This is a genomic window from Hymenobacter saemangeumensis (assembly GCF_039541835.1).
GTDB lineage: Bacteria > Bacteroidota > Bacteroidia > Cytophagales > Hymenobacteraceae > Hymenobacter > Hymenobacter saemangeumensis.
The window spans coordinates 99,856-118,717 of the sequence record NZ_BAABGZ010000079.1 but is presented as its reverse complement, the minus strand read 5'-3'; the positions used below and the strand labels follow the sequence as shown (position 1 = coordinate 118,717).

At 62.4% G+C, this 18,862-nt stretch carries 20 protein-coding genes; 16 read left to right on the top strand and 4 right to left on the bottom strand.

What is annotated here, in order from left to right; genetic code table 11:
- Positions 1-202: 202 nt before the first annotated feature.
- The 11 genes from ABD919_RS21045 to ABD919_RS20995 all read left to right on the top strand — a co-directional run bounded on the left by ABD919_RS21045 (position 203) and on the right by ABD919_RS20995 (position 10,778).
- Positions 203-658, top strand: a complete 456-nt coding sequence (locus tag ABD919_RS21045) for a hypothetical protein (RefSeq protein WP_345238052.1) — start codon at positions 203-205, stop codon at positions 656-658.
- Positions 659-770: 112 nt separating this feature from the next.
- Positions 771-1,397 carry an RdgB/HAM1 family non-canonical purine NTP pyrophosphatase gene (rdgB, locus tag ABD919_RS21040; protein ID WP_345238051.1) on the top strand — a complete coding sequence of 209 codons (627 nt, stop codon included), beginning with the start codon at positions 771-773 and terminating at the stop codon, positions 1,395-1,397.
- Between the two features lie 82 nt (positions 1,398-1,479).
- Positions 1,480-2,118 carry a uridine kinase family protein gene (locus tag ABD919_RS21035; protein WP_345238050.1) on the top strand — a complete coding sequence of 213 codons (639 nt, stop codon included), beginning with the start codon at positions 1,480-1,482 and terminating at the stop codon, positions 2,116-2,118.
- A gap of 10 nt (positions 2,119-2,128) precedes the next feature.
- Entirely contained in the window at positions 2,129-2,590 is a 462-nt protein-coding gene (locus tag ABD919_RS21030) for a DUF4268 domain-containing protein (RefSeq protein WP_345238049.1), read from the top strand.
- A gap of 103 nt (positions 2,591-2,693) precedes the next feature.
- Positions 2,694-3,068, top strand: a complete 375-nt coding sequence (locus ABD919_RS21025; protein WP_345238048.1) for a hypothetical protein — start codon at positions 2,694-2,696, stop codon at positions 3,066-3,068.
- 132 nt (positions 3,069-3,200) lie between these two features.
- Positions 3,201-6,209, top strand: a complete 3,009-nt coding sequence (gene secDF / locus ABD919_RS21020; RefSeq protein WP_345238047.1) for a protein translocase subunit SecDF — start codon at positions 3,201-3,203, stop codon at positions 6,207-6,209.
- Between the two features lie 169 nt (positions 6,210-6,378).
- Positions 6,379-6,987 carry an RNA polymerase sigma factor gene (locus ABD919_RS21015; RefSeq protein ID WP_345238046.1) on the top strand — a complete coding sequence of 203 codons (609 nt, stop codon included), beginning with the start codon at positions 6,379-6,381 and terminating at the stop codon, positions 6,985-6,987.
- A gap of 994 nt (positions 6,988-7,981) precedes the next feature.
- Positions 7,982-8,761, top strand: a complete 780-nt coding sequence (locus ABD919_RS21010) for a hypothetical protein (RefSeq protein WP_345238045.1) — start codon at positions 7,982-7,984, stop codon at positions 8,759-8,761.
- Between the two features lie 56 nt (positions 8,762-8,817).
- On the top strand, positions 8,818-9,210 hold the full coding sequence (locus tag ABD919_RS21005) for a hypothetical protein (protein ID WP_345238044.1): 393 nt from the start codon (positions 8,818-8,820) through the stop codon (positions 9,208-9,210).
- A 35-nt stretch (positions 9,211-9,245) separates the two neighbouring features.
- Positions 9,246-9,836, top strand: coding sequence for a YceI family protein (locus ABD919_RS21000; RefSeq protein ID WP_345238043.1), 591 nt, complete (start codon positions 9,246-9,248; stop codon positions 9,834-9,836).
- Between the two features lie 27 nt (positions 9,837-9,863).
- Positions 9,864-10,778, top strand: a complete 915-nt coding sequence (locus ABD919_RS20995; RefSeq protein WP_345238042.1) for a DUF5777 family beta-barrel protein — start codon at positions 9,864-9,866, stop codon at positions 10,776-10,778.
- Positions 10,779-10,859: 81 nt separating this feature from the next.
- Here the strand turns inward: ABD919_RS20995 and ABD919_RS20990 are convergent, their stop codons facing one another.
- Entirely contained in the window at positions 10,860-11,462 is a 603-nt protein-coding gene (locus ABD919_RS20990) for a NifU family protein (RefSeq protein ID WP_345238041.1), read from the bottom strand.
- A gap of 226 nt (positions 11,463-11,688) precedes the next feature.
- Entirely contained in the window at positions 11,689-12,309 is a 621-nt protein-coding gene (locus tag ABD919_RS20985; RefSeq protein WP_345238040.1) for a hypothetical protein, read from the bottom strand.
- A gap of 286 nt (positions 12,310-12,595) precedes the next feature.
- Between ABD919_RS20985 and ABD919_RS20980 the strand changes: the two genes are divergently transcribed.
- The 3 genes from ABD919_RS20980 to ABD919_RS20970 are packed head-to-tail and all read left to right on the top strand — an operon-like array spanning position 12,596 to position 14,116.
- Positions 12,596-12,781, top strand: coding sequence for an OmpA family protein (locus tag ABD919_RS20980; RefSeq protein ID WP_345238039.1), 186 nt, complete (start codon positions 12,596-12,598; stop codon positions 12,779-12,781).
- Between the two features lie 12 nt (positions 12,782-12,793).
- Positions 12,794-13,855 (top strand): OmpA family protein, encoded by a 1,062-nt coding sequence (locus ABD919_RS20975; RefSeq protein ID WP_345238038.1) that lies wholly within the window; start codon positions 12,794-12,796, stop codon positions 13,853-13,855.
- Between the two features lie 24 nt (positions 13,856-13,879).
- On the top strand, positions 13,880-14,116 hold the full coding sequence (locus tag ABD919_RS20970; RefSeq protein ID WP_345238037.1) for a hypothetical protein: 237 nt from the start codon (positions 13,880-13,882) through the stop codon (positions 14,114-14,116).
- A 19-nt stretch (positions 14,117-14,135) separates the two neighbouring features.
- Here the strand turns inward: ABD919_RS20970 and aroC are convergent, their stop codons facing one another.
- Together aroC and ABD919_RS20960 are read right to left on the bottom strand one after the other, a co-directional pair.
- Positions 14,136-15,215 carry a chorismate synthase gene (gene aroC, locus ABD919_RS20965; RefSeq protein WP_345238036.1) on the bottom strand — a complete coding sequence of 360 codons (1,080 nt, stop codon included), beginning with the start codon at positions 15,213-15,215 and terminating at the stop codon, positions 14,136-14,138.
- 72 nt (positions 15,216-15,287) lie between these two features.
- Positions 15,288-16,802, bottom strand: coding sequence for a BatD family protein (locus tag ABD919_RS20960; RefSeq protein ID WP_345238035.1), 1,515 nt, complete (start codon positions 16,800-16,802; stop codon positions 15,288-15,290).
- A gap of 262 nt (positions 16,803-17,064) precedes the next feature.
- Here ABD919_RS20960 and ABD919_RS20955 point away from each other — a divergent pair, with 262 nt between their 5' ends.
- Together ABD919_RS20955 and ABD919_RS20950 are read left to right on the top strand one after the other, a co-directional pair.
- Positions 17,065-17,778, top strand: a complete 714-nt coding sequence (locus ABD919_RS20955; protein ID WP_345238034.1) for a ferritin-like domain-containing protein — start codon at positions 17,065-17,067, stop codon at positions 17,776-17,778.
- 26 nt (positions 17,779-17,804) lie between these two features.
- Positions 17,805-18,689, top strand: coding sequence for a ferritin-like domain-containing protein (locus ABD919_RS20950; RefSeq protein ID WP_345238033.1), 885 nt, complete (start codon positions 17,805-17,807; stop codon positions 18,687-18,689).
- The last annotated feature ends 173 nt before the right edge of the window (positions 18,690-18,862 follow it).

Below are 18,862 nucleotides of genomic sequence, written 5' to 3'. Positions count from 1 at the left end.
ATCGAAGGGCCTGTTTTACCGTTGAACCCTGCCGATTTTGCGGAAGGGACTGCAAAAGTACAGCTTAGCTCCGAAACAGCCAACCTTCGGGCCGATATTTTCGACTTAGCAGGTGCCAGGCAACTTTCGCGGGCCAACTAGTATCTAAGGGAAAAAGGTTGTACATTTGATATCCGGCCCACACCAGGGGCCGTTGCTGCGCGTGCTATACTCCGTACTCGTCTCTCGTCTGATGCGCCGCTCCGGCGCGGCGGCCTTGCTGCTGGTGCTGCTGAGCACTACCCTTGCCCTGGCCGTTACGGTTACACTATTTACGGCATCTTACGACGGCTCCAACGTGCGGATTGAGTGGGAAGTAAGCAGCGAAACCGACGTCAGCAGCTTCGACCTCTACCGCAAAGCCGCCTCCGAGTCGAGCTTCAGCCTGGTGAGCAACACCATGCCCACGGGTCAGCGCCGCTACCAGTTTCTGGATACCAACGTGTACCGCGTCACCGGCGCGGGCACTGTGGCCAACCCCTCGGCCAGTGGCCCTTTCACCTACCGTCTCACGGTGCGCAGTACCGGTGGGGGCGAACAGAGCTACACCACCATTCTGGCCGGCACGCCCAGCGCCGTGCAGCGCTCCTGGGGCACTATCAAGTCCATGTTCCGGTAGCCTGCCTCAGGTTGCTCGTTTCTTGTTGCTGGTTTCTGGTTTCTTAACTGGTCCTTTAGCTTAGCCGGCCCTAGCCGGCTTTTTTGTACCCTTTTCCGTCTCTTTTTACCCTATGAGCAACAACCAGCAACCAGGAACCAGCGACCAGAAGCTTGAAATCTGCTTCGCCTCCAATAACGCTCACAAGCTGGATGAAATCCGGGCCATGCTTCCGGTGGGCTTCACGCTGCTCAGCCTGGAGGACATTGGCTGCCGCGAGGAGCTGCCGGAAACCCAGGACACCCTCGAAGGCAATGCCCGGCAAAAGGCCGAGTACGTACGCCAGCACTACGGGGTGGGCTGCTTTGCCGACGACACGGGCCTGGAGGTTGCGGCCCTCAACGGGGAGCCGGGCGTATACTCGGCCCGCTACGCCGGGCCCCAGCGCCGGGCCGAAGACAACGTAGCCAAGCTCCTGCGCGAGCTGGCCGGGCAGGCCGACCGCTCGGCCCGCTTCCGCACCGTAGTGGCTTTGGCCAGCGCCGATGGCAGCCTGCGCGAGTTTGAAGGCGCCGTAGAAGGCTACATCACCGAGCAGCCCAGCGGCAGCGCCGGCTTCGGCTACGACCCTGTGTTTGCGCCCCGCGAGGGCGACGGCCGCACCTTCGCTGAAATGAGCAGCGACGAGAAAAACCAAATCAGCCACCGCGCCCGGGCTGTGGCGGGCTTGCTGGCTTTTTTAAATGGGAATAAGGAATAGGTAGACCGCAGGTCGGGAAAATGCTTTCCTTATTTCCTATTCCCTTCTACCCTATCCCGCGCTGCCTTACCTTTGCCTTCCTATGCGTCACCCCTACCTTGTTGGCATTACCGGCGGCAGCGCCTCGGGCAAAACTACGTTTCTGCGCCGCCTGCTGTCGTCTTTTCCCGAAGAGCACATCTGCCTGATTTCGCAGGATAACTACTACCACCCCCGCGAAAATCAGCTGATTGACTCGCAGGGCGTACACAACTTCGACCTGCCCAGCAGCATCGATGCCGCTTCCTATGCGGCCGACGTGCTGCGCATCAGCCAGGGCGAAGAGGTGCGCCGCCTGGAGTACACCTTCAACAACGCGGCCGTGAAGCCCAAGGAGCTGGTGTTCCGGCCGGCCCCCATTGTGGTGGTGGAAGGCATCTTCGTATTTCACTTCGAAGAAATTGCCAAGCTGCTCGACCTGAAGGTGTACATCGACGCCCAGGAGCACGTGAAGCTGCACCGCCGCATCATCCGCGACCGCGACGAGCGGGGCTACGACCTGGCCGACGTGCTCTACCGCTACACCCACCACGTAGCGCCCACCTACGAGAAGTACATCGCGCCCTACAAGCACGACGCCGACATCGTGGTACCCAACAACCAGCACTTCGACAAGGGCCTGGAAGTGCTGGTGGGCTTCCTGCGGGGCAAGGTGGCCGAACAGCTGGCCCAGGCCCAGTAAGCACGAAGCGGTGTATACCAAAGCCGAAGCCTCGCAGCTGCGCCAGGCGTTCTGGACCACCTTCGGGCAGTACATGACGCCCGTTCCCTCGGCCGAGGGCTGGCCGGTGAACTGGATTAACTACAAGACCGGCATCAAAAACCTGTATTTCCGCATGCAGGCCGACAACCGGCAGGCTTCCATTGCCATTGAGATGACGCAGCCGGACGCGGGCATCCGGGAGCTGTTCTTCGAGCAGTTTCTGGAGCTGAAAACCCTGCTGCACGAAACCCTGGGCGAGGAGTGGATTTGGGAGCCGGAGGCCATGGATGCCCACGGGCAGCCGCTGGCCCGCATCTACCGGGAGCAGAGCGGCGTCAACGTCTTTAACCGGGAAAGCTGGCCGGCACTGATATCCTTCTTCAAGCCCCGTATTGTAGCCCTGGATGCGTTCTGGACCGATGCCCAGTACACCTTTGAGGCGCTGAGGTGAGCAGAGGGCCGCAGGGCACATTGCCGACGGACTTCATCAAACCCACACCGCTCCTGCTTGCCTTACGGCCCGAAAGGACTATATTTGTAGCTCTGTCCGGATTATGCCCTTTCTCCGCCGTTCCTTTTTAGCCCATTTGCGCTTTGGCCTGCTCCTGGCCTCGGTGCTGCTGGTGCTGGGTTTGAACCAGCGGGCGGTGAGCGTGCTGCGGCTGCCGGCCCCCAAGGGGCAGACCCGCTTTGAGGCGCCGCCCAAGGTTACGGTAGTTAAACAGAAGGTTTTACTGGAAGCCACGGCTTCCCTGGAGCACTTTGTAGCTCCGGCAGCCGATGCCTGGCTGCCGCGCCCGGCTACTTCCGCCTGGCTACCCGCCGTGCGCCGCGCCCTGCGGGCCCCGCGCCTCTGCGCCGTGGTATTCGCCGGCGAGGTTTTCCGCACCCGCCTGCTGGCCGTGGTGCTGTCGCCGCAGGCCCCCTAGTAACAATTAACAATGGACAATGAGCAATTAACAATTGGCTGCCGTACCCCGGCGGCTGGTTGTGACTGGCTTATTGCCCGTTGTTGTTCAGCATTGCTCATTGTTCATTACTAATTGCTAATTGTTTTCAGAATGCGTAACAAAGGACTAATCATTGCCCTGACCGTCATCGTGACGGCGCTGTGCGGCTACTTCCTGTTCTTCACCTACGTCTCGCGCGGGGTACAGGACAAAGCGGTGGCATATGCCACCAAAAACGGCAAGCTCGACGAGAAGCTGCGCCAGCACTACCTCGACTCGGTGTGGCGGGCACCCGTATTCGGCCCCTACACTTACCGCGACGTGCGTCAGAGCGAGCTCGGCCTGGGCCTCGACCTGAAAGGCGGCATGCACGTAACCCTGGAAGTATCGCCGGTAGAGATTGTGCGCGCCATGAGCGGCAACTCCAAAGACCCTGCCTTCAACCAGGCCATTTCCCGCGCCCAGCAGCTGCAGAAAACCAACTCGGGCACGCCTTTCACGGCGCTGTTTGCCCAGCAGTACCGCGAGCTGGCCCCCGGCAAGCCCCTGGCCCGCATCTTCGCCAACACCACCAACAAAGGCCGTGGCATCGACATCAACTCGACCGATGAGAAGGTGATTGGCGCCATCGACAAGGAAGTGGAAGAAGCTATCGACCGCTCTTTCGACATCCTGCGTACCCGCGTCGACAAGTTCGGCGTGAACCAGCCCAGCATTCAGCGCGTGAAAGGCACCGGCCGCCTGCAGATTGAGCTGCCCGGCGTCGACAACCCCGACCGCGTGCGTAAGCTGCTGCAGGGCCAGGCCAAGCTGGAGTTCTGGGAAGTATGGGCCCAGAACGAAGTAGGCCCCTACCTGATGCAGCTCGACCAGGCCCTGGCCGCCAAAGAAGCCCTGGCCAAGGCCAGCGGCAACACCGATGCTACCACTGCTGCTACAACCGACACGGCTGCTACTGCCGCCGCTGGCGACTCGACCTCACTGGCTGCTCAGCTCGCCAAGAAAGACAAGGCTACGGCCGCAGCCAAGACCGACTCGGCCGCTGCTAACAAAGGCGGCGCCCTCTCCCGCCTGTTCACCATGCCCGGTGGCCTGGGTGTGAACGTGCGCGACACCGCCCGCATGAACGCCCTGCTGCGCTCGGACGAAGCCCGCGCCACCCTGCCCCCCAACCTGAGCCTGCTGTGGTCGGCCAAGCCCATCACCCTCGACAAGCAGGAGTTCCTGCGCCTGGTGCCGGTGAAGAAAGACCGCAACGGCGGTGCCGCCCCCCTCACGGGTGAAGTGGTATCGGACGCCCGCCAGGACTACGACCAGGGCGGCCGCCCCGAGGTTAGCGTAGGCATGAACCCCTCGGGTGCCCGCCGCTGGCAGAAGATGACGGCTGCCAACATCGGCCGTCAGGTTGCCATCGTGCTCGACGACTACGTGTACTCCGACCCGGTGGTACAGAGCGAGATTGCCGGTGGCAACACCAGCATCTCGGGCAACTTCACCATCGAAGAAGCGCAGGACTTGGCCCAGGTGCTGAAAGCCGGTAAGCTGCCCGCTCCCACGCGCATTGTAGAAGAAGCCGTAGTAGGCCCGTCGCTGGGCCGCGAAGCCATCAACCAGGGCCTGTACTCGTCGCTGGCCGGTGTGGTAATCATCATGCTGTTCATGGCCGTGTACTATGGCCGGGCTGGTATGGTAGCCGACGTAGCGCTGCTCTTCAACCTCTTCCTCATCCTGGGGGTACTGGCCCAGTTTGGTACTGCCCTCACCCTGCCCGGCATCGCCGGCCTGATTCTGGTAATCGGCATGTCGGTGGATGCGAACGTGCTGATTTTCGAGCGTATCCGCGAAGAGCTTAACCACGGCCTGGGGCTGCAGGATGCCATTGCCAAAGGCTACAGCCGCGCGTTCTCGGCTATCTTCGACTCCAACGTGACGACCATGCTGATTGCCGTGATTCTGGGCTTCTTCGGCACGGGTCCGGTACAGAACTTCGCCATTACGCTGGGTATCGGCGTGTTGACCTCGTTCCTGGCTGCCGTGTTCGTGTCGCGCCTCATCATCGAGTGGCTGACCAAGGGCAAGGAAACCAGCAAGATTTCCTTCTCGACCTTCCTCTCGCGCAACCTGTTCCAGAACCTGAACTTCGACATCGTGGGCAAGCGCAAGATTGCCTACACCTTCTCGGCTGTTTTCATCATCATCGGCTTCGTGCTGATGGCTGTACAGGGTGGGCCCAACCTGGGTGTCGACTTTATGGGTGGCCGCGCTTACGTGGTTGACTTCAACAAAGACATGGTTGCTTCGGACGTGCGCGACGCCATCAGCCCTTCCTTCGAGGGCGCTGGCCTCGAAGTAAAGCAGTTTGGCGCCCCCAACCGCCTGCGTATCACCACCGGCTACCTGGCCGATGACGAAAGCGTAGCCGCTGATGCCCGCGTAGTAACTGCCCTCAACAACGGCCTGCAGAAGTTCTCGGCCGATGCGCCGGAAATTAAGTCGACCTCGAAAGTGGGCGCCACCATCGCCGACGACATCAAGCGCACCTCCATGCTGTCGCTGGGCCTCACGCTGCTGGGCATCTTCGTGTACGTACTGTTCCGCTTCGAGAAGTGGCAGTACTCCATGGCTGCCGTCGTGGCCCTGTTCCACGATGCCCTGCTGGTGATTGCCGCCTACCCCATCGCCCGCGTGTTTGGCCTGAACTACGAGATGGACCAGATTTTCGTGGCCGCCGTGCTCACCATCATCGGCTTCTCGATGAACGACACCGTGGTTATCTACGACCGTATCCGCGAGTACCTGCGCGAGAACCCCAAGCTGACTTTCGCCCAGGTGGTGAACCCGGCCCTGAACTCGACCTTCTCGCGTACCATGATTACGTTCACCACGGTATTCCTGGTAGTAGTGGTGCTTTACATCTTCGGCGGCGAGACCCTGCGCTCGTTCTCCTTCGCCATGATTATCGGGGTAATCTTCGGTACCTACTCCTCGCTGTTCATCGCCACGCCGATTATCCTCGACACCTACGGTAAGAAGGAAATCCGCGAGCGCGCTGCTGCAGGTGAGGATGTAACCACTACGCCCGGCGATGCTCCCAAGCTGAACACCGCGGCTACCGTGTAGGCAATGAGCAATGAACAGTGAACAATGACGTTCTAGCTGCTCACTGCGCATTGTTCATTGCTCATTGTTCATTGAAAAAAGCCCGGCCTCAAGCCGGGCTTTTTTTATAGGCAACCTTTTTTCGGTACCTTCCGAGTGGTCAAGTAGAAGCCCGACTATTGCCCGCTCCATGCGCGTCTTACCCCCCGATTCTGCCCCTACCCTGCCCGAGCTGCTGGAGGCCTGCCAGCGGCAGGAGCGGCTGGCTCAGCGCCGGCTGTACGGGCAGTTCCATGGCTTTGCCATGTCGGTGTGCCTGCGCTACGCCCGCGACCGCGACCAGGCCATGGAAGCAGCCAACGATGGCTTTCTGAAAGTGTTCCGCGACCTGCACCGCTTCGATGCCAGCCGCCACCCCAACGACGTGGCGGGCTCCTTCCGCGGCTGGCTCAAGCGCATCATGATACACACGGCCATCGACCACTACCGGGCCAACGAGCGCCACCAGCACCAGCAGGAGCTCGACGATGTAACTCTGAACCAGGCCGACGGCGGCGCCACGCCACTCGACACCCTGAGCTACGACGAGCTGCTGGCCCTGGTGCAGCGCCTGCCACCAGCCTACCGCGCCGTGTTCAACCTCAACGTTATTGATGGCTTTGGCCACGAGGAAATTGCCGAAAAGCTAAACATATCCGTCGGCACATCGAAGTCGAATTTATTCAAGGCCCGCGCCCACCTGCGTAGCATGCTGGCCCAGTGTTCCACCCAAGAAAAAGCGCGTTATGTGGTCGGATGAAGAGATAGACGACGCCTTTCGTCGGCTGGCTCCTGCTGAGCCCGAGCCGGAGCCTTTTCCGCTCGACGCCTGGCTGCGCCTGGATGCGAAGCTGGACAAGGACGCTATGGAGCGCCAGTTCCGGCTGCGGCTGTGGAAGTTTTTTGCGGGCGAAATGGCCGTGGTGGGGGTAATAGCCCTGGTATGGCTGCTCTGGCCGCGTATTCAGGCCAGCAGCCGCGCCCATCACGCAGCCGAGCAAGTGCAGCCGGCCACTGCAGCCACACCGGCCCGAATAGCTGCTCGCCCTCAGCAAGCACTGCGGCAGCCGGCTCCTACAGTGGGTTCCCAGGCGCCGGCCTCTACGCCAGGCCTCGGGTCTCAGGCCAGGGCGCAGGAAGCACCAGCATCGGCAAGCAGCCTGCCAACACGCCCGTCGGACAACCCAGTCGACGCGGTGGCCTCGATTGCGCCCGCCTCAGCGCCCACCGGCTCACCGTCTACAGCCCAAGGCTTAGCCGCAGCTGGCTGGCCCACGGCATCACGCGAAAAGCGGCGCCGTCGGGTAGCGGTACTGCCAGTGGCTGGCCTGGACAGCCCCACCCGCCGCTCCCTGAAAACCATAGCTTCCGCTGACAATACGGATGGCACTGCAGCAAGCCTGGCTTCTGCGGCTGCGCGGCGGCCAGCGGGCACGGCCAGCTCTGCCTTAAGCGCCCCTGCGGAGAAGGCCAACCGGAAAAACAGCCGACAGCAGAACGCAGCCCAACAATTGAGCCGCAGCTCTTTACTGGCAGCAGCTGGCAATTTTTCTACGGCTATGAAAGCCACGCGGCGGCCACGCCGCCCAGGTGACTCAGGCGCAGCCGCCGCTCGGCTATCCCAACAAAGCAGGACCAGCACCACACCAACTGCCAGCCTACGCAACGAAGAAAGCAGCCCACCACAGCGTGCAGGCGCGGTTGGCACGCCAGGAGCCCAGGCAGCCGCGCCGGCTGGCAGTGCCACCCGGCCGTTGAGCTACCTGGCTGCCGACCAAGCTACCGGACTTACTGCCCGGCCTGTGCGCCTGCTGGTGGATGCGCTGCAGGCATTGCCCACCCAGCTGGCCGGGGTGCCCGCTCCGCCGCCAGCTCCGCAACCTGAGCCGCTGCGTCAGCCGCGCCTGTACCTGGGGGTGTTGGGTGCGCCAGACGTGAGCACGGTGAAGATGGCCGACTACCAGGCTCCTCAGGTAAACCTGGGCTTGCTGGTGGAGTACCGCATCAGCAAGCGCCTGCGGCTGAACACAGGCTTGCTACGCGGCACCAAGGTGTACCGGGCCCGCCGCGAGGACTATAGCTGGTCGAACTATTCCTCTGCCAGCAGCGCTAAGTTCGAGTGGGTCGATGGTAGCTGCACCATCTTCGACGTACCGCTGAACCTGCGCTACGACCTGGTGCAACGGCCGCGCTACCATGTGTTTACTTCAGTGGGCCTGTCGAGTCTGTTCATGCAGCGGGAAAAATATGCCTACGATTACACCTACGACTCCATTCCTCCCAATCCCTACCCCTACCCGGGCCCCTCACCCAACCCCATTAATAAATCCGGAAGCTGGCAGAAAGAGTATGTCAATGAAAACCAGCACTGGTTCAGCGTGCTGAATCTGTCATTTGGCTACGAGCGTCGCTTGGGGCAGCACTGGAGCGTACAGGCAGAGCCTTACGTGAAGATTCCACTGGGCGGGGTAGGCGCCGGCAAAGTACGGTTGGCCAGCGGTGGTGTATTCCTGGGTCTGAAATATGGCTTTTAGCGCCCTTCATCAGCAAGGGCATTTCACTTATCATAGCTTTTCCAGCTATTCTTACCATGACCCGGTTTCCTTACCCGATAGCTCGCCGCGCTACAGCATACCTGGCCGGCCTGCTCTTGCTGGCCTCGGCCTGCACTTACTCACACGGCGGGGATGCCGTAGTGCCCTGCGAAGCCAATCCGGCTACCATCTCCTTTGCTGCCACGGTGGCCCCCATTATTCGAGTGAACTGCCGCGACGGCTGCCACAACGCAACTACCCGGGGTGGGGGCGTCAACTTCGACGACTTTGGCGACACGCAGTTTTATGCCGGCAGCGGCAGCATTGTGCGGCGCATTGAGCTCGACCCCTCGCACCCTGATTTTATGCCCAAGGGCCGCGGCAAGCTCTCGGCCTGCGACATTGCCCGCATCAAAGCCTGGGTGGCGGCGGGCACCCCCAACAACTAATACATGGCGACCTGCCTGGCCTGAATATTCTCCCGATGCGACTCTCCTATCTGCTTCTTATTCCGGTATTGCTGCTGGCAGCCCTGGGCCAAACGCAGGCCCAGGGCCGGTACATGACCAAGACCGGCCGGGTGTCGTTCTTCTCGGAAAGCCTGATTGAAAACATTGAAGCCCACAACCAGCACACCGCGGCCATGCTCGACCTGGCGGCCGGGCAGCTGGCCTTCTCGGTGCCCATCAAGGAGTTTGTGTTCAAGCGCACGCTGATGCAGGAGCACTTCAACGAGAACTACCTGGAGTCGGACAAGTACCCCAAGGCTACGTTCTCAGGCAAGTTTGTGGGCCTGGACCCCGAAAGCCTGACCACACCCGGCCCCCACGCAGTGCAGGTGGAGGGCGACCTGAGCATTCACGGCGTAACGCGCCGCATTCAGGTGCCCGGTACCTTGGAAATCAAGAACAACCAGCTGGTTGCGGCGGCTACGTTTCCGGTTGCTACGGCCGACTACAACATCAAGATTCCGGCTTTGGTCCGCAGCCAGGTGGCCAAGGTGGTGAGCGTGCGCGTGGCTCTAACCTGCGACCCGGCCCCGGCAGCTCCCGCCACGGCCCGGCCTACCAACTAAACTCCTCGGCTCTGCCTTTCGACCTTCATGATGCTTCGTAACTTCTATACCTCTGCTTTGTGGGGCGGCCTGCTAGCCGTACTGCTGCTGGCCGGCGCCCGCCCGGCCCGGGCCCAGGACGATTTGCTGAACCAGCTGGAGCAGCAAACCGCCGACCCCCAAAAGCGCGAAGTGGTGCAGGCCACCTTCAAAGGCACGCACATCATCAGCTCGCAGTCGGTGGAAACGCCCGGCAAAGGCACCCTGGCCTTCCTGATTCAGCACCGCTTTGGCACGCTCAACAGCGGGGCTTACAACTTTTTCGGGCTCGACCAGGCCGTATTGCGCCTGAGCTTCGAGTACGGGCTGAGCGACCGGCTGACGCTGGGCGTGGGGCGCAGCTCGCAGAACAAGACCTTCGACGGCTTTGTGAAGTACCGGGCCCTGCGCCAGAGCACCGGCGCCCAGGCCATGCCGGTTTCGGTTACGCTGCTGGCGTCTTCGGCTATCACCACGCTCAAGTTTGCCCCCACGGAAAAGCGCGACGACGTGTCCCGCCTCAGCTATGCCTACCAAGCCCTGATTGCCCGCAAGTTCAGCCCCAGCCTGTCGGTGCAGCTCATGCCTACGCTTATCCACCGCAACTACGTGGATACCGAGGCCGAGGAAAACGATGTGTACGCCCTGGGCGGGGCGCTGCGGCAGAAAATCACCAAGCGCCTGGCCCTGACGGCCGACTACTTCTACCTGCTGCCCGGGAATACCGCCGACAACTTCCGCAACACCATCGGCGTGGGCGTCGACATCGAAACGGGGGGCCACGTCTTTCAGCTGCACCTCACCAATGCCCAGGGCATGATTGAGCAGCTTTACGTGCCCCGCACATCCGGCAACTTCTTTAACGGCGACATCTACTTTGGCTTCAACGTGGTGCGCAACTTCACGGTAAAGCCCCAGCTATAATCAGTTAAAAGTTGAGAGTTAAAAGTTAAAAAGCCCGCCGAATTAACTCCGGCGGGCTTTTTATCTCTCAACTTTTAACTCTTAAACGGTAATGCCTTCGGCAACGACGCTCTGCACTTCGGGCACCATGCGCTTGAGCAGGTTTTCGATGCCGGACTTCAGCGTAACCGTGGCCGAGGGGCAGCCGGAGCAGGAGCCCTGCAGGTTCACGGTTACTACGCCATCGTGGTAGCTCTTGAAGGTGATGTTGCCTCCATCCTGCTCCACGGCGGGGCGCACGTAGTTATCGAGCAGGTCGATGATTTTCTGGGAAGTCTGGCCGTCCTGGGCAGTGGGGTCGCCGGCGGTGGCGGCCTGCGCGGCTTTCTGCTCGGCAGCAGGGTCCACAAGGAAGAGGGGGCCACCGGCTTCCACGTAGCTTTTCAGGAACTGGCGCAGCTCGGGAATGATGTGCGTCCAGCCCAGGTCGGGCGTGGTTTTGGTGACGGTGACGAAGTTCTGGGCAATGAAGACGCGGCCCACGTAGTCGAAGTTGAACAGCTCCTGGGCCAGCGGGGAGTTGGCGGCGGCTTCCAGGTTGGGGTAATCCACGCTCACGCCATCGGCGAGGAGCTGCTGGTTGAGCACAAACTTCATGCTCTCGGGGTTGGGCGACGCTTCAGCGTAAATCGAGACAGCGGACATAGCTTTCTTGGTTGTCAGTTTTTAGTTGTCAGTTGTCAGAATTGTGCTGGCGGCAGGCTTATCAGAACAAACTGATAACTGACAACCAACAACTGACAACTGGAATTGCTACAACAGCGCCGGGGCGCCGGAGGTTGCAAAGGTAACACCCCGGCCGCGCTGCTCGGCATCCGGGCGCCGGCGCTGTCTGTCGCAATCTACTACCAAAGGCTTTGTCCCCGCCACCTTAGCTGCCCACCCCACTGCCGTGCGGGGCGGCCGGCGGTGGCATATCCGTGGCCCCGACATGGGCGCCGCGGCGGTCGTAGGTAATGCCCGGGAGGGGCGCCGTCTTTTCCGGGTGTGCTGCCTGCCCGGGCTCCTTGGCATGGCCGAAAGCCGGGGCCGGGGAGGCACTTAACGGCCGGTGCTGAATACCCAGGGCTTCGGCGGCGAGGCCGAACTTCTTGATTTCGTTGTCGTCGTGCCCATATGCTTCCAGCGCCCCGGCCGACAGCTCGTCGGTAAGCTTCAGCACGGTTGTTACCAGGCGGGTGTATTTCTCCGGCGACATCGACGCCAGCGCATCAGCATCGCCCAGGTGCAGGTCGGTGCTGTAGTCCAGCTTGCCCTGTGCCTGGTAATAGCTCTTCAGGGCCCCCAGCAGGGGCGTCAGCCGCTTGGTAAGCGTGGCCCGCCGGGCAGCCTGCTCTTTGGGAGCACGGCGGCGAGTGGGCGACACGGCCCGTAGCCCGGCATACGCGGCTACGGCCGCGGCCAGGGCTCCAGCTACCGCCAATATGGCCGGGCGCTGGCCGAGGTAGGCGTTGACTTTGGCAAAGCGAGTGGATTGATGGGTTTGGCTCATTGGTTAAGTACGTTATGAGGGGTGCTGCACGCCTTTCGGTACTTCAAATGGCCGGCAAGGGTTGTGGGCAGGGGCCGGAAGGCTGCCCACCCGGTGCACCTACAGCTTGCCGGGCCGCCGGATGCTTGCCTACCGGCCACCCCGGAGAGTAGCCCGACCAAATATCCGGGCTGGCCCGGATGGCGCCGTGCGCACATGGAAGCGAGCTTGCGGCATGAAACTGCTGCTGTTTTGCTGGCTGTTGCTGCTGCCTGTTACGCTCTGTGCTCAGCCTGGTCCCAGGCTGGTGCCAACTGTATTGCTGGAGGACTTCGGCGAAAACAGCGAGAGCTGGAGTGCGGGCAGCAGTGCCGCCGGCAGCAAAACCCTCTACACCCAGGGCATTGGCGACACGCAGCCCGTGGCTCCCAACGACACGGATGAAAACAAGCACAAAAACCGACGCGTGGAGTTTGTCATTGTCGGCCGATAATCCTTACTTCTTATGTGGCAATTCTTTACAACTCTCATTCTAAGCAGCCTGCTGCTTCCCGCCACCCTGCAGGCCCAGCGCAAGCCCGAGCTGGTGCCAGAGCTGGTGTTCGAAGACAACTTCGTCGACAACCGGCATAAGTGGCCGGTAGGGCGCATGGGCAACGCCACCTTTACGCTGGCCAACGGCGAGTACGTGGGCGAAGAAACCCAGCGCATCAACCGCCAGCAGGTAGCCACCGTACCGGTGCCGCTGCAGCCCGGCGACGACTTCGTGATTGAGGCCGAGTACCGCACCAGCCACGTAGGCACCCTGGCCTGGGGCGTGGCCAATACCGACAACATGCAGATATTCGGCATCGAGCCCGACCAGGGCGTGGCCATCTGCGGCTGGGAAAACGGGAGCTTTTTCTGGACGGGCGACGAGAACCTGACTTCCCGGGCCGTGCGCAACAACGACTGGAACACCCTGCGGCTGGAACGCCGCGGTGGCGAAGTGCTGTACTTTATCAACGACAAAAAAGTGGGGCGCTTCCCGTTCCGGGGCCGCGTAGGCCCGGGCCTGGGGCTGGAAACCAACCGCGGCTCCACAGCGCGGCTGCGGCGCCTGCGCGTGTGGCACCTGGTGCCGGCTCCGGCTCCAACAGCCGTGGCGCCCCCTTCGCCGGCGGCGGTGGAGTTGCCGGAGGCGCCTGCCGCCGCCGAGGCACTGGCCGGCACGCTTACCACCGGCCAGCGCCTCACCCTGCGCAACGTGCTGTTTGTGCAGGGCCAGGCCAAGCTGCTGCCTTCGTCCAAGCCCGAGCTGGCCAAGCTAACGCAGGCGCTGCGCCAGCGTCCGTCCCTCACCCTGCGCCTGGAAGGCCACACCGAGCGGTTTGGCGACTCGCTGAAAAACGAAGTGCTGAGCCAGCAGCGGGTGGAAACCGTGAAAAAATACCTGGTCGATGGCGGCATCGCGGCCGAGCGCCTCAGCACCGAGGGCTTTGGGCAGCGCCGCCCCCTCAACCGGGGCGGCAGCGAAGCCGACCGCCGCCGCAACCGCCGCGTGGAAATGGTAGTGACCCACGAATAACAACACAACCCATTCCTACTTCTGATGGAGCTAGCTAGCAAATCCCTGGGCGTTGGCCTAATTCTGCTGCTGCTGCTGACACTGCCGGTCGAGCTGCTATTCAACGGGCTTGGCCTGAGCCGCGTTTCCAACTACTTCGACCATTACCAGGGCAGCATGTCGTGGGCGCACTACCGCGTGGCGTTCCGGCCGCAGGGCACGGGCCAGCAGCCCGCCCCCGACCTGTGGTTTCCGAACTGGCGCTACGGCTTCAACTCTTAAATCTAATCTTTCAACTGATTTACAGCCGGTTGGCCCGAGCCCGCAGCAGCAGGTCGGCCAGCACCAGCTGCGTCATGGCCTCCACAATGGGCACGGCGCGGGGCAGCACGCAGGGGTCGTGCCGGCCCCGGCCGGCCAGGCTGATGCTTTCGCCCTGGTCGTTGATGGTTTGCTGGGCCTGCAAAATGGTGGCTACGGGCTTGAAGGCCACGCGGAAGTTGATGTCCTGGCCGTTGGAGATGCCGCCCTGGCTGCCGCCGCTGTGGTTGGTGCGCGTGCGCACGCGGCCCGCCTCGTCGGTATAGAATGCGTCGTTGTGCTGGGAGCCTGCCAGCCGGGTGCCGGCAAAGCCGGAGCCGAACTCAAACCCTTTCACGGCGTTGATGCTGAGCAGGGCGTGGCCGAGCACAGCGGGCAGCTTGTCGAACACCGGCTCGCCCAGGCCGGCGGGCACGCCCGTGGCCACGCCGGTAATCACGCCGCCCACGGTGTCGTGCGCGTCGCGCGCGGCCCGGATGCGGGCTTCCATCAGGGCCGCCGTTTCGGGATGAGGGCAGCGCACCAGGTTGGTTTCGGTCAGGCCCAGGTCCAGCTCCTCGTAGCTTAGCGGCACCTCAATCTCGCCTACCGCCGACACGTAGGCCTTTACCTCAATCCCAAAATGCGCCAGCAGGCGGGCGGCCACGGCCCCGGCGGCCACCCGGGCAGCCGTTTCCCGGGCCGAGCTGCGCCCGCCGCCGCGGTGGTCGCGGCGTCCGTACTTAGCATCGTAGGTATAGTCGGCGTGGCTGGGCCGGTAGGCGTGGGCGATGTGCGAATAGTCGTCGGAGCGCTGGTCGGCATTGGGAATAAACAGGCTGATGGGCGTGCCCGTGGTCATTCCCTCAAACAGGCCCGACTGAATCTGTACCGTGTCGGCTTCCTTGCGCGGGGTGGTGAGGTCCGACTGCCCCGGCCGGCGCCGGTCCAGGGCTGCCTGAATATGGGCGGCCTCTACCGCTACCCCGGCCGGGCAGCCGTCGATAACGACGCCAATACCCGCGCCGTGCGACTCGCCGAAGGTGGTGATGCGAAAGAGGGTGCCGAAGGTATTGGACATGTGTGCTGCGCTTAATTATCAGTGAGCAATGAACAGGGAGCAGGGAGGGTTCTGAACAACATGGTTCATGGCTCACTGTTCAGTGTGCTTGGATTTGGAGGTGGCCCAGCCGCCCAGCGCCAGCAGAAACAGGGCGCCCAGCACCCAGCTGGCGTAGTGGCGCACCTGCCCGTACACGTCGAACGGCTGCAGGGTGGCGTCGGCCGCGGCCAGAGCCGGGCCATAGAAAGGGTCGTCTTCGGGCCGCAGCGGCTTGAGGGGGGCGGGCGGAGCGCCCTGCACCCGGGGCTGCACGCCGGGGCGCAGGGTGTCGTAGCGCGCGGTGCTGGGGTTGAATACGATAAGCTGAAACACGCTGTCGAGCGGCAGCACCCCCGGGCGGCGGGCCACCAGCCGATAGCGGAACATGCGGCGGCCGCCGCCCGGCACCGCGCTTTCCTTCACCTCCGGGCCGTACACGTCCAGGCCCGGGTAGGGCGTTGGCAGCGGGGCCATTACGGCGGCGAGGTTGCCGCGCCCTTCCACCCCAAACGAATACGTAAAAGACTGCCCCACCCGAAACGAAGTCCGGCTAATGGCTTCCTGCGCCTGGAAGCTGCCAACCGGCACCTGCTCCCGCAGCGGGTGGGGCGGCAGGGGCTTCACCGCTACGCCTACCCCGGCCGAGGTGTAGGTTTTGTAAGCTGCCAGGCGACCATCTACTCCCGGCTCGGGCTTCTTCAGCATTTTGAACTTGGTCATGGTCAGCGCCAGGGGCGGGAAGCGCAGGGGCTGGGTAGTGAGCGGGTAGTAGATTTTCTCGGCCAGCCGGTAGCGGAGGTAGAGCTGCCCGCTGCGCCGCACACTGTCGGGCGTCGCGCTGAGCTCGGCGGCGGGTACCTCCCAGGCCGTGGACTGGTTCAGCTGGCGCAGCAGGCGCGGCAGCTGCTCGCTGAAGTCGTAAAACGCCAGCAGGGCCTGGTCGGAAGGCTGCAGGTAGAAATACAGCCCCACCTGCACGCCTTCGCCTACATACACCGCCTTGCGGTCGGCCTCCACGGCCAGGTAGGCATGGTCGGGCACGTCCTGGTACAGCGCCGGCTTGGGTTTACCAAACAGCTGGTCGAGGTCGCCCACGGCCTGCAGCGGCTCCTGGGGGTTGGCCGGCGAGGTTGTGGGCGCAGGGCTGGACATGGGGGCGGGCCCCACCTTCACCGTGCCGCCGCTGCTGCGCACGGTCACGCCGTTCACCGTCATCTGGAAGGGCTTGATGCTTTGCTCTCCCTCACCGTAGGCAATGTAGCGCTGGGTAATGGTCAGCTCCGTGGAGCTGCGTCCCTGCACAATGCGGGTGGTGGTGGTGCTGGTCTTGCCGCTCTTCTTGAAGCCTTCCAGCTCCGGAAAGGGCGTGTAGCTCCCAAGGGGAGCGCCCCGCAGCCGGAAGGCCAGGGTGTAGTACTCCGTGATGGCAATGCTGGCCGGCCCCGGCACCAGTTCCACTTCCGGCGCTGGGGCGGCGGCGGGAGCCTGGGCCCATGTCCGCTCCCCCTGCCCGCTCCCCAAAAGCAAGCCGGCCAACACCATAAACCAACGCAAAGCTTTAAGCACAGGCATCTTTTTGAGGGCCCTAAAATTAGCTAAAGCCGCCTGAATCCCGTTGGAAAACTACTTTATCAGGAAAGTAATGCACCCTCGCGAGAAAATAAGGCACTTTTTTTTGAAGCTATTCAATCTAATCGGCGCCTTTGCTCCGTATCTGCCCCCACAGAGCTTTCTGCATTCTGAACTTTTCCAGTCCTAAACCGGCCCAAAATGCCGGGCAGATTTGTGTTGCCTTAACCTTCCATTTTCCACTTAATCCTTTCCACTCATGTCCGACAACCTTCAGTCCGGCGGCCCCGATAACCAACTGGAGCAGCCCCTCCTGGTGCCCATTAAGCGGCGCTCTTTCTTTATGTATGCCGGCGCTACGGCTGGCGCTACGGCCCTGGTGCTGGCCGGGTGCAAAAAAGACGACGACAACACGCCCGTTAATAATACGCCTGCCGTCGACCTGGGCTCCGGCGATGTCGGGGTACTCAACTACGCTTACGCGCTGGAGCAGCTGGAAGCCGCTTTCTACGCCGAGGTGGTATCCCGGCCCTATACGGGCATGACGGCCGACGAGCAAGCCATTATGCGGGCCATTGCCCGGCACGAGGCCATTCACCGCGACTTCTTCAAAGCGGCTATTCCTGCCACCAACCGCATTGCGAACCTGACGCCCAACTTCACCTCGGTGGACTTCTCCAACAGACAGCGCGTGCTGGAAACCGCCCGCACCTTCGAAGACCTGGGCGTGGCGGCTTATAACGGGGCCGGCCCTCTCCTCACCGATGTATCCCTGCTGGGCATCGCCGGCAAGATTGTTTCGGTAGAAGCACGGCACGCGGCCCAAATCCGGGAGCTGATTACCCCCGGCTCCTTTGCCTCCGACGTTGTGAACGCGCGTGGTCTGGACCAGGCCCTCACCCCTGCCCAGGTGCTGACGGCTGCGCAGCCTTTCATCCGTGAAAACCTTAACGGCAGCCGTGTTGGCGCCTAACTCAATTCTCTAGCCTTTCCACGACCATGAATCTATTTCAAATCATTTCGGAAATTTCCAACGCCGACCCGGAGGCCCTGGAGCGTATCAACGACCGTCGCAGCGCCCTGAGCGCCTTGGGCGACATCACCAAGAAGCTGGCCCTGGCCGCTGCCCCGGTAGCTATTGGCGCGGCTTTCAACAAAACCCTGGCACAGGGAGCCGGCAGCTCGGTAAACTCTATTCTCAACTACGCCCTTTCGCTGGAGCGCCTGGAAGCGGCTTTCTACACCCAGGCCCTGGCGGCTCCTACGCTGGCCAGCGCCTTTGGCGCCAACGCTGCGCTGCGGGCCGGTGTTGATAAAATCAGAGCCGACGAGCAGGCGCACGTGGACCTGCTGGCAGCTGCCCTGGGCACTGCTGCCAGCCCCGCTCCCCGGGGCTACAACTTCACGGCGGCCTACGCCAACATTCCTACCTTCCTCACTTTTGCACAGGCATTTGAAGACCTGGGGGTACGTGCCTACAAAGGACAGGCCGGCTACATTCCCCGCACTGCAATGGCGAACGTGCCGAACGTGGGCATGGTGAACGTGCTGCAGACGGCCCTGCAAATTCACGCCGTAGAGGCTCGCCACGCTTCGTACATCCGCTACCAGCGCCGCATGGCCGCCAACGCTTCGGGCGGCAGCCAGAACCAGTTTGGCTGGATTACCCTGGACCAGGCCAATGGGGCACCCGCAGCCGTGTACGGCCCGGGCAACCCGGCCGCGATGTTCCCCTCCGAGGCCAACACCACCCAGAACGCCGCTATCAACCTCACCACCATGGGCACACCAGCCTACACGGCGGCCGAGATTAGTGAGTCGTTTGACGAGCCCCTGGACCACCCGACTGTGCTGAATATTGCCAGCCCGTATATCATTCCGTAGCCCTCCGGCAACGACGACCGAAAAGGCCGGCTCCCTCACAGGAGCCGGCCTTTTTTTATAGCGTGACGGGTGGCCTGGCGGTACTTTCGGCAGCCATGCAGCCTTTCCGCTCAAATAGGCATCTGGTAAAGACCTGCCCCAGGCCGTACCTTCGTGTCTTGATTCGTTAGCAA

Bases quoted from the DNA above. Each gene is read 5' to 3' on its own strand.
- rdgB (WP_345238051.1), top strand. From the start codon at position 771: ATGAGCAACAACCAGCAACCAGGAACCAGCGACCAGAAGCTTGAAATC.
- secDF (WP_345238047.1), top strand. From the start codon at position 3,201: ATGCGTAACAAAGGACTAATCATTGCCCTGACCGTCATCGTGACGGCG.
- ABD919_RS21035 (WP_345238050.1), top strand. From the start codon at position 1,480: ATGCGTCACCCCTACCTTGTTGGCATTACCGGCGGCAGCGCCTCGGGC.
- ABD919_RS20985 (WP_345238040.1), bottom strand. From the start codon at position 12,309: ATGAGCCAAACCCATCAATCCACTCGCTTTGCCAAAGTCAACGCCTAC.
- ABD919_RS21000 (WP_345238043.1), top strand. From the start codon at position 9,246: ATGCGACTCTCCTATCTGCTTCTTATTCCGGTATTGCTGCTGGCAGCC.
- ABD919_RS21015 (WP_345238046.1), top strand. From the start codon at position 6,379: ATGCGCGTCTTACCCCCCGATTCTGCCCCTACCCTGCCCGAGCTGCTG.
- aroC (WP_345238036.1), bottom strand. From the start codon at position 15,215: ATGTCCAATACCTTCGGCACCCTCTTTCGCATCACCACCTTCGGCGAG.
- ABD919_RS20995 (WP_345238042.1), top strand. From the start codon at position 9,864: ATGATGCTTCGTAACTTCTATACCTCTGCTTTGTGGGGCGGCCTGCTA.
- ABD919_RS21005 (WP_345238044.1), top strand. From the start codon at position 8,818: ATGACCCGGTTTCCTTACCCGATAGCTCGCCGCGCTACAGCATACCTG.
- ABD919_RS21025 (WP_345238048.1), top strand. From the start codon at position 2,694: ATGCCCTTTCTCCGCCGTTCCTTTTTAGCCCATTTGCGCTTTGGCCTG.
- ABD919_RS20955 (WP_345238034.1), top strand. From the start codon at position 17,065: ATGTCCGACAACCTTCAGTCCGGCGGCCCCGATAACCAACTGGAGCAG.
- ABD919_RS20950 (WP_345238033.1), top strand. From the start codon at position 17,805: ATGAATCTATTTCAAATCATTTCGGAAATTTCCAACGCCGACCCGGAG.
- ABD919_RS20975 (WP_345238038.1), top strand. From the start codon at position 12,794: ATGTGGCAATTCTTTACAACTCTCATTCTAAGCAGCCTGCTGCTTCCC.
- ABD919_RS20970 (WP_345238037.1), top strand. From the start codon at position 13,880: ATGGAGCTAGCTAGCAAATCCCTGGGCGTTGGCCTAATTCTGCTGCTG.
- ABD919_RS20990 (WP_345238041.1), bottom strand. From the start codon at position 11,462: ATGTCCGCTGTCTCGATTTACGCTGAAGCGTCGCCCAACCCCGAGAGC.